The sequence below is a fragment of the Streptomyces sp. NPDC015532 genome, from assembly GCF_043078065.1.
GTDB lineage: Bacteria > Actinomycetota > Actinomycetes > Streptomycetales > Streptomycetaceae > Streptomyces.
In genome coordinates, this window is sequence record NZ_JBIBSY010000002.1 from 545,170 (window position 1) to 554,292 (window position 9,123).

8 protein-coding genes and 1 pseudogene are annotated in these 9,123 nt (G+C 71.1%); 5 read left to right on the forward strand and 4 right to left on the reverse strand.

The features are described 5' to 3' along the window. Positions 1–68: 68 nt before the first annotated feature. Positions 69–1,781, forward strand: coding sequence for an MOSC domain-containing protein (locus tag ACF07B_RS08990; protein WP_392178353.1), 1,713 nt, complete (start codon positions 69–71; stop codon positions 1,779–1,781). 297 nt (positions 1,782–2,078) lie between these two features. Here the strand turns inward: ACF07B_RS08990 and ACF07B_RS08995 are convergent, their stop codons facing one another. Together ACF07B_RS08995 and ACF07B_RS09000 are read right to left on the reverse strand one after the other, a co-directional pair. Beyond that, positions 2,079–3,197, reverse strand: a complete 1,119-nt coding sequence (locus ACF07B_RS08995; protein ID WP_392178354.1) for a fatty acid desaturase family protein — start codon at positions 3,195–3,197, stop codon at positions 2,079–2,081. A gap of 7 nt (positions 3,198–3,204) precedes the next feature. Further along, positions 3,205–4,260, reverse strand: coding sequence for a ferredoxin reductase (locus ACF07B_RS09000; protein ID WP_392178355.1), 1,056 nt, complete (start codon positions 4,258–4,260; stop codon positions 3,205–3,207). A gap of 87 nt (positions 4,261–4,347) precedes the next feature. On the opposite strand from ACF07B_RS09000, the gene ACF07B_RS09005 reads away from it, so the two are divergent. Further along, positions 4,348–5,487: a PucR family transcriptional regulator gene (locus tag ACF07B_RS09005; protein WP_369481679.1), complete on the forward strand. Its 1,140-nt coding sequence runs from the start codon at positions 4,348–4,350 to the stop codon at positions 5,485–5,487. An 84-nt stretch (positions 5,488–5,571) separates the two neighbouring features. After that, entirely contained in the window at positions 5,572–6,360 is a 789-nt protein-coding gene (locus ACF07B_RS09010; protein WP_392178746.1) for a sulfite exporter TauE/SafE family protein, read from the forward strand. Positions 6,361–6,484: 124 nt separating this feature from the next. Here the strand turns inward: ACF07B_RS09010 and ACF07B_RS09015 are convergent. Continuing rightward, positions 6,485–6,625 (reverse strand): annotated as a pseudogene (locus tag ACF07B_RS09015) (N-acetyltransferase); the annotation flags it as partial. A 23-nt stretch (positions 6,626–6,648) separates the two neighbouring features. Then, the gene (locus ACF07B_RS09020) at positions 6,649–7,017 is read right to left on the reverse strand and encodes a metalloregulator ArsR/SmtB family transcription factor (RefSeq protein WP_369481678.1); all 369 of its coding nucleotides are present in this window, start codon (positions 7,015–7,017) and stop codon (positions 6,649–6,651) included. 104 nt (positions 7,018–7,121) lie between these two features. Between ACF07B_RS09020 and ACF07B_RS09025 the strand changes: the two genes are divergently transcribed. After that, positions 7,122–8,507 carry an FAD-dependent oxidoreductase gene (locus ACF07B_RS09025; protein ID WP_392178356.1) on the forward strand — a complete coding sequence of 462 codons (1,386 nt, stop codon included), beginning with the start codon at positions 7,122–7,124 and terminating at the stop codon, positions 8,505–8,507. Positions 8,508–8,568: 61 nt separating this feature from the next. After that, complete coding sequence (locus ACF07B_RS09030) at positions 8,569–9,039, forward strand: ArsI/CadI family heavy metal resistance metalloenzyme (protein WP_392178357.1); 471 nt, start codon at positions 8,569–8,571, stop codon at positions 9,037–9,039. Positions 9,040–9,123: the final 84 nt, after the last annotated feature.

Below are 9,123 nucleotides of genomic sequence, written 5' to 3' on the forward strand. Positions count from 1 at the left end.
CCCGGACCGACCACGGGTCCACGGCGCCTTGAGGGCTGCCCTGGCCGACCACCCGCAGGAGGTCCCCGATGGCGACCCTGCTGTCCGTCAACGTAGGAACACCCAAGGACGTTTCCTGGCAGGGAAGGACCGTGCACACCGGGGCGTGGAAGACCCCCGTGCGCGGCCGTCGGATGGTGCGGCGGCTGAACATCGAAGGAGACGGCCAGGGCGACCTGGCCGGGCACGGCGGCGAGATGCGTGCCGTTCTCGTCTACCAGTCGCAGTCGTACCGGTACTGGGCCGGACAACTCGGCCGGAGCGACCTGACGTTCGGGATGTTCGGGGAGAACCTCACCGTCGACGGGCTGCCCGACGACGAGGTGTGCGTCGGCGACCGCTATCGCATCGGCGAAGCGGAATTCGAGGTCACACAGCCACGCGTGACCTGCTATCGCGTGGGCATGCGTCTGGGCGAACCCGCCATGGCCTCCCTCCTGGTCGCCCACCATCGTCCGGGCTTCTACATGCGTGTCATCACCGAAGGACAGGTCGGGAGCGGCGACGAGATCACCCTGACCCGAAGGGGCCCGGAACAGCTCAGCGTCACCGACACCGACGCGCTGCTCTACCTTCCCGACCGCGACCCGGTGAAGCTGCGCAGCGCCCTGCGCATACCTGCCCTCAGCCCCGGGTGGCAGCGGTCCTTCGAGGAGCTCGCCACCGGGCAGCAGCCGGCGCGGAAGGCGGGCTGGCCGGGATTCCGGCCCATGCGCGTCGCCCGGATCGTCCCCGAGACCGCCGGCGTCTCGTCGGTCTACCTCGACACCACCGACGGCACACCCCTGCCCGAGGCGCGCCCGGGCCAGTACCTCTCCATCCGGCTCCCCGTCGGTGACGCGGCCCCGGCGGTACGCAGCTACTCGCTCTCCGCAGCCCCCGAGGGCGGCACGTACCGCATCAGCGTCAAGCACGAACCGTTCGGAAAGGTCAGCGGCTACATCCACGCGACGCTCCGCCCAGGGGACCTCGTGGACATCGCCAGCCCCCGAGGAACGTTCGTACTCGAGGAGGGGACCCGTCCCGTCGCCCTCATCTCCGCGGGAATCGGTGTCACGCCGGTCCTCGCCATGCTCCACCGGCTCGCCGCCGCACGATCCGCTCGGCCGGTCTGGTGGATCCAGGTGGCCCACGACCGCACGAGCCAGGCCTTCTCGGACGAGGCGCACGCCCTGCTGGCCCAGCTCCCCGACACCCACGAGCACACCTACTACACGTCCGAGGCCCCCCGCCCCGAACAGCCCCACATCACCCACGGCCGCCCGACGGTCTCCTCGCTCAAGGCCCTGGGCATCCCCGCCGACGCCGACGCGTACGTCTGCGGGCCGCCTCCCTTCATGGACGTCCTCGGCGGCTTCCTGCGCACCCACGGTCTGAGCCCGGAGCGCATCCACACCGAGCAGTTCAGCGCCCTCCCGGCCATCAACCCGGGGATCACGCCCGCGGCCGCCGTCCGGCCGCATCAACCCCCCGGTCCCTCGGGCAGCGGCCCGCTCGTCACCTTCGCGCTCAGCGGCATCACCACCCCCTGGTCAGCCGAGCACGCCTCGATCCTCGAACTCGCCGAGGCCTGCGACATCCCCACCCGCTGGTCCTGCCGCAGCGGCGTCTGCCACACATGCGTCAGCCACGTCGTGACGGGCGACGTCGCCTACACCGCCCCACCCCTCGAACTCCCGGACGCGGGCGACGTCCTGATCTGCTGCAGCCGGCCCGCGACCGACGTGGTGCTCGACCTCTAGCCGGTCGCGAACTCGCCCCGCGCGGACACGTCCTGGTCCGGCGGAGGATGGCAGCAAGGTGGAGCGCGGCCTGGTAGGCGATGGCGAGCTCGTCCGTCCGCATGGCGAGGCCGCGCCACTGCTTGGTCGGACAACGCACCGCTCGACGGTGTTGCGCTCCTTGTGGGCCGCGGCGTCGAAGCCGGGCGGGCGGGCCTCCGGCGTGGCCTCGCCGCGAACGGTGACCGATCTCAACGGATCCCACCGAACCCGGCGGTGCCGCCGGGACGGCCGGGAGATCCGAATCGATACCGGGACTCAGGCGGCGACGAGTGCCTGCTCGCGGTCCGGCGCTTTGACCTTGGGCTTCTTGTTCGGCAGCGAGAGCCGGAAGACCTTGTGCCACGCGGAGAACACCTGCTTGGGCAGCGGGCCGGTGACGTACTCCAGCTCGTACTTCTCGAACAGCGCGCGCACCTTCACCGCGACCTCGGCGTACCGGTTGCTCGGCAGGTCCGGGAACAGGTGGTGCTCGATCTGGTGCGACAGATTGCCGGACATGAAGTGCATGGCCTTGCTGCCGCTGATGTTCGCCGAGCCCATCATCTGACGCAGGTACCACTGGCCGCGCGTCTCGTTCCTGATCGACCGGCGCTCGAAGACCTGTACGCCCTCGGGGAAGTGCCCGCACATGATCACCGAGTGGGTCCAGAGGTTGCGGACCAGGTTCGCGGTGAACGTGGCGGCGAGCGTGGGGAGGAACGACGGGCCCGACAGCACCGGGTGGATCACGTAGTCCTTGAGCACCTGCTTGCGGATCTTGCGGCCCACGGCCTTGGCCCGCGCCCGGAACTCCGGGTTCTTGCGGCGGCGCTTGTGCAGGTTCTTGCCGAGCTCCAGGTCGTACGCCGCGATGCCGTACTCGAAGAAGCAGGCGTTGAGGAAGTTCCACAGCGGCTGGCCGAGGTGGAACGGGTGCCACTTCTGGTCCTCGTCGACGCGCATGATGCCGTAGCCGAGGTCGTTGTCCTTGCCGATCACGTTGGTGTACGTGTGGTGCAACTCGTTGTGCGAGTGCTTCCACTGATCGGCCGGCGAGACGTGATCCCAGTCCCAGGTGGTGGAGTGGATCTTCGGGTCCCGCATCCAGTCCCACTGGCCGTGCAGGATGTTGTGGCCGATCTCCATGTTGTCCATGATCTTCGCCACGGACAGGCCGGCGGTGCCGAGCAGCCACGCGGGCGGGAAGATCGAGAACAGCAGCACGCTCCTGCTGACCAGCTCGAGCTTGCGCTGAGCCGAGATGACCTTGCGGATGTAGGCGGCGTCTTTCTCGCCTCGGCCGGCGATCACCTCGTCGCGGATCGCGTCCAGCTCGCGGCCCAGCTCCTCGATCTGCTCCGCTGTCAGGTGGGCGGTGGGGTCGATGGCGGTCAAGGTGCTCCTACCGTTCGATGTCGCAGGGGCCCGCCGCGGCGGACACGCAGGTCTGGATGAGGACGCCCGGCTCGGCCTCGGTGATCTCGCCGGTGCGCAGGTCGCGGACGGCGCCCGCCTTGAGCGGAGTGACGCAGCCGAAGCAGATGCCCATGCGGCACCCGGAGGGCATGAGCACGCCGGCCTCCTCGCCGATGTCCAGCAACGGCGAGGCGCCGTCCGCGTCGACGGTCTTGCCGGTGACGCTGAACGTGACCTCGCCGCCGTCGCCGGCGACGACGATGCTGGGGCGGAAGCGTTCGGTGTGCAGACGCTCCGGGACGCCGTGCTCGCTCCAGTGCTTCTCGGCGGCGTCGAGCAGGCCCGCGGGCCCGCAGGCCCAGGTCTCGCGCTCGGCCCAGTCGGGCACGAGTTCGTCGAGACGGGCGATGTCGAGCATGCCGTCCGTGTCGGTGTGCACCTCGGTGAGCCGCAGCTTCTTGTCCGCGACCAGGGCGTGCAGTTCGTTGCGGAAGATCACGTCGTGCGGCTGCGGCGCGCAGTGGACCATGACGACGTCGTCGAACTCGGTGTCGCGCAGCATGCCCATCACGGGCGTGATGCCGCTGCCGGCCGTCAGGTAGAGCACCTTGGCGGGCTTGGCCTGCGGCAGCACGAAGTCACCGGTCGGCTGGTCGAGCTGGATCAGTGTGCCCGGTTTCGCCTTGCGGACCAGGTGGTTGCTGACCTTGCCGTCCGGGATCGCCTTCACGGTGATCGTGACGCGGCCGTCCCGGCGGTCTGTCGGCGAGGTGATGGAGTAGGCACGCCACAGGCGCACCCCGTCGACGTCGACCCCGATCCGCATGTACTGCCCGGCCGTGTGGCCGCGCCAGCCCCGCCCCGGCCTGATCACGACGGTCGCGGCGTCACCCGTCTCGGGGTGCACGGCCTCGATGCGGCCACGCAGGTCAGCGCCCGCACGCAGCGGGCTGACCAGGTCGAGGTAGTCCGACGGCAGCAGCGGCGTCGTGACCATCTCCAGCAGTTTCCACGCCCTGCTGCGGAGGGCTGCACTCGTCATGACTCCAGCTTGCTGTGCCTGAGGGCGTAAAGTCCTGACCGCAGGACGTAAATCTGGTCGGCTGAATTGTTCGCAGGGAACAAAAATATGAGCCATGCACTCCGCAGAGCCACCGAACTGGCTCTGGATGAGGCGACGGTCACCGCACTTCGGGCCGCGCTGACGACCACCGCCGACGAGGTCGTCCAGGCGATCATCGACGAGGTTCCTCCCTACGCCAACGCCCTTTCGGGCCGTATGGGCGCCACCATCCGCCGAGCTGTCCGCACCGCCCTGGGGCACTACCTGGACCTCGCGAGCGGGAACGCCACGGGCGGCGACGGCGGTGACGCGGCCTACGAGTTGGGCCGCGGCGAGGTGCGCGACGGCCGTTCGATGGACGCCCTGCTCAGCGCCTACCGCGTCGGCGCCCGTGTGGCCTGGCGATGCCTGGCGGCGGGTGCCGTACCCGCAGGTCTGCCCGCCGCCGAGGTCGCCAAGTTCGCCGAGCTGACCTTCGCCTACATCGACGAGCTCTCCGCCGCGAGCGCCGCGGGCCACGCCGACGAACTCGCCGCCCGGGGCAGGGCCCACGAGCGACACTTGGAACACCTGGCCCGCGACCTCCTCGCCGGCGCGAGCCCGGACGTGCTGCTGGCCTCTGTCCAACGGGCCGGGTGGCAGCCTCCGGTTTCGCTCACCGCGGTCCTGCTGCCCGCCGACCAGGCCCGGCCCGCCTACCGCGCGCTCGACCCGAGCACCCTCGTCCTCGACGATCTTCCGGATGCCACCGGTGTGCTGCTCGTCCCCGATGCCGACCGATCACATCTCCTGCGGCAGCTGACCGACCGCACCGCCGTGGCCGGCCCGGCCCGGCCATGGACGCGTGCGTCCGCCTCGTACGCACGAGCCGTACGCGCGCGCTCCCTCTCCTCCGACATTCGCGACACCGAGGACCACCTGCCCGCGCTGGTGCTGAGCGCCGACGTGGACGCGTTCGCAGACCTGCGTGCCCGAGCCCTCGCACCGTTGCGGACCTTGCCTGTCGCGACCGCACGGCGGCTGGAGGAGACGTTGCGGGCGTGGCTGCTGCACCAGGGCAGGCGGGACGAGGTGGCGGCGGCGCTGTTCGTCCATCCCCAGACGGTCCGGTACCGGATGTCGCAGCTGCGGGAGCTGTTTCCGGATCTCGCGTCGCCACACCGGGTCCTCGAACTGACACTGGCGGTCGGTCTTGGGGTCGGCTGACGCGTACTTCGACCGTCCTGGACCGCGTCCGCGAGCGGTCCAGGAATCGCGCCTCGCGCTGCACATCGACCGGCGTTGACGGCCGTGGAGTGGGGAACAGGGCCGGCCGGTCTGGCAGCAGGCCTGGTGATCGCGGTCGTCACCGCGCCGGTGGGTGTCTCGGGAGCCGTCTTCCTGCTGCCCGTCCAGCTGAGCGTGTTCGCGGTGCCGAGCCCCGCCGTGACCCCGACCAACCTGCTCTACAACGTAGTTGCCGGCCCGGGCGCACTCCTGCGCTACCGCCGCACCGGATCTCTGAACGGCCCGCTCGTGCGCCGGCTGGTCCTGGGCACCCTGCCTGGTGTCATCGTCGGCGCGGTCATCCGCGTGTTCGCCGTCCCGGGTCCGGCCGCGTTCAAGGCGCTGGTCGCACTGTTCCTGTTCCCGCTGGGGACCTGGCTGATCGTCCGGACCCTTCTTCCCGCACCGCAGGCGGCACGCTCAGGTGACGGGCCCTCGCCGCGCGCGGTCACCGGCCTGGCTCTGGCCGTGGGAGTGGTCGGCGGGATCTACGGCATCGGCGGCGGATCACTGCTGGGACCGATTCTTGTCGGGCGCGGAATGCCGGTGGGGAGGGTCGCACCGGCGGCCCTGGCCGCCACCTTCGCCACCTCTGTCGTCGGCGCCGCCGCCTACGTCCTCCTGTCGCTCACCGGCTCCGGGGGCATCGCACCGCACTGGCTTCTCGGCCTCGCCTGCGGGGTGGGCGGGCTGATCGGCGGCTACCTGGGCGCCCGCCTCCAGCCACGCTTTCCGGAGAAGGCACTGCGCCTGCTCCTCGGCACGCTCGCCGCCGGCGTCGGCGCCCTCTACGCCGTCGAGACGCTCACCTGATGCGCGGCACGCACCAGGGTGGGTCAGCCGATGACAGGGCTGCGGCGTCCCATCAGGACGACGTCGCGCCCCCGGCCGTACCGACGGCCCATCCGCTCGCGGGTGCCGATGACCCGGAAACCAGCGCGTCGAACACTTCCCAGGCGGGCGCCCGCGTCTCGAAGGTGGCGTTGCCTTCATCGATCCCGGCATGGTAGATCGCCAGCACCGCGGCGGCATGCTCAGGAGCCGGCGGCACGACAGCCGCGCTCGCCCCGCCGTGCATTCCAGCTCGTTCCCGGCTGCTGGTCAGGCCGCCGGCAGCGTCAGCAGCTGGCCCATGCCCGCGAGCACGGACGCCTCGACCCGGTAGTAGACCCAGGTCCCGCGCCGCTCCGAGGTGAGCAGCCCGGCGTCCTTGAGCTTCTTCAGGTGGTGGGAGACCGTCGGCTGGGAGACGCCGACGTCGGAGATGTCGCACACGCACGCCTCGCCGCCCGGGTGCGAGGCGACCTTGGAGAACAGCCGCAGCCGCACCGGGTCCGCGAGGGCCTTGAACATCGCGGCCATCTTCTCCGCGTCCTCCTGTGACAGCTCCCCGGCGGTGATCGGCGGGCAGCACGGCGTCACCACACCGGTGTCCAGGACCGGCAGCTCCACAACCTCAGACTTCGACATACGTCTATGTTGACACTCGTCGATACCGAGTGGCAAGGTGAGAATATCGACATCGATCGAAATAGCGGCCTGTCGGGTCGCGTGTCTCGGAGGACATCACCGCCATGACCACCACTGCAGACCGTCCGGTTGTCGTCATCGGCGCCGGCCCCACCGGGCTGGCAGCCGCCGCCCACCTCACCGAACGCGGCATCGACGCGCTGGTCCTGGAGGCCGGGCCCGCCGCCGCCACCGCGGTCCGTGACTGGTCGCACGTGCGGCTCTTCTCGACCTGGGGCGAGCTCACCGACCCCGCCGCCGAGAAGCTTCTCGCGCCGACCGGCTGGAGCAAGCCCGACGCGGACACCTACCCGACAGGCGGGGACTGGGCCGAGCAATATCTGCAGCCGCTCGCCGACGTCCTGGGTGAGAAGGTCCGCTACGGCGCCACCGTCACCGGCGTCTCCCGCCAGGGCCGCGACCGGATCGTCGACGCCGACCGTGACGAACAGCCCTTCACCGTGCGCATCGCCCTCGCCGACGGTACCGAGCAGCGGATCCTCGCCCGGGCTGTGATCGACGCGTCCGGTACCTGGTCCACCCCCGGCCCGATCGGCGCCGACGGCCTCCCGGCCCTGGGCGAGCACGCCGCCGCGGCCCGCATCTCGTATCGCATCCCCGACCTCAAGGACCCCGCCGTCCGTACCCGGTACGCGGGCAAGCGCACCGCGGTCATCGGCTCCGGTGCCTCGGCGTTCACCGCGCTGGCCGCCCTCGCCGCCCTCGCCAAGGACGTGACCGGCACCCGGGCCGTGTGGATCCTGCGCCGCGGGATCGGCGGCTCCACCTTCGGAGGCGGCAGCGCCGACCAGCTCCCCGCCCGCGGCGCGCTGGGCCTGGCCGCCAAGGCCGCCGTCGACGACGGATACGCCGACGCCGTCACCGGATTCCGCACCGACGCCGTCGAACCCGACGGGGAGGGCCGCCTGGTCCTGGTCGGTGAGGACGGCCGCCGCCTCGACGCGGTCGACGAGGTCATCGTCCTGACGGGTCTGCGTCCCGACCTGTCGTTCCTGTCCGAACTGCGCCTCGGCCTGGACGAGCGCCTCCAGGCACCCGTCGAACTGGCGCCGCTCATCGACCCCAACCAGCACTCCTGCGGCACCGTGTACCCGCACGGCCACCAGGAGCTGTCCCACCCCGAACAGGGCGTCTACCTGGTCGGCATGAAGTCCTACGGCCGCGCCCCGACGTTCCTGGCCATGACCGGCTACGAGCAGGTCCGCTCCGTCACCGCCGCCATCGCCGGGGACCTCGAAGCCGCCGACCGCGTCGAACTCACCCTCCCCGAGACCGGCGTGTGCGGCGGCGCCGGACTCTTCGACGACCCCACCGCCGGCCAGACCGACGGCGGCTGCTGCGCCCCCGCCCCGGCGCTCGTCCAGATCGGCACCGCCGCCTCGGCGGCCCCGGCCGCCGAGGACACGGCGTCGGGTGGCTGCTGCGGCTGATGAACTCCCGCGCCCCGGCCGACAGGCCGGGGCGTGTCCATCCCGTGTCAGGAGGAACGTCATGTCCCGCGTACAACTCGCTCTGCGCGTCCCCGACCTTGCGGCCTCGATCGCCTTCTACAGCAAGCTCTTCAACACCGAGCCGGCCAAACTCCGCGACGGCTACGCCAACTTCGCCATCGCCGACCCGCCGCTCAAACTCGTCCTCGTCCAGGGCACCGCCGACGACGACACGCGCATGGACCACCTCGGCGTCGAAGTCGACACCACCGACGCCGTCCACGCCGCCACCACCCGCCTCGCCGACCAAGGCCTGGCAACCGACGTCGAGAACGACACCACCTGCTGCTACGCCCTCCAGGACAAGGTCTGGGTCCACGGTCCGGGCCAGGAACCCTGGGAGGTCTACGTCGTCAAGGCCGATGCCGAGTCGATGGCCAAGCAGAAGGGCAGCACCTGCTGCGCGAACCCGGACACGGCCGAAGCAAGCCCTGCCGCGCAGGCCAAGGCCGCCGGCGGCTGCTGCCCGTGACCGAGCTCGACGCCCGCGGGGCCGCGACCGGACCGGGGGACCGGGCGCGGCCCCGCGCCCGACTCCCCGGCCCGGGCCTCACGC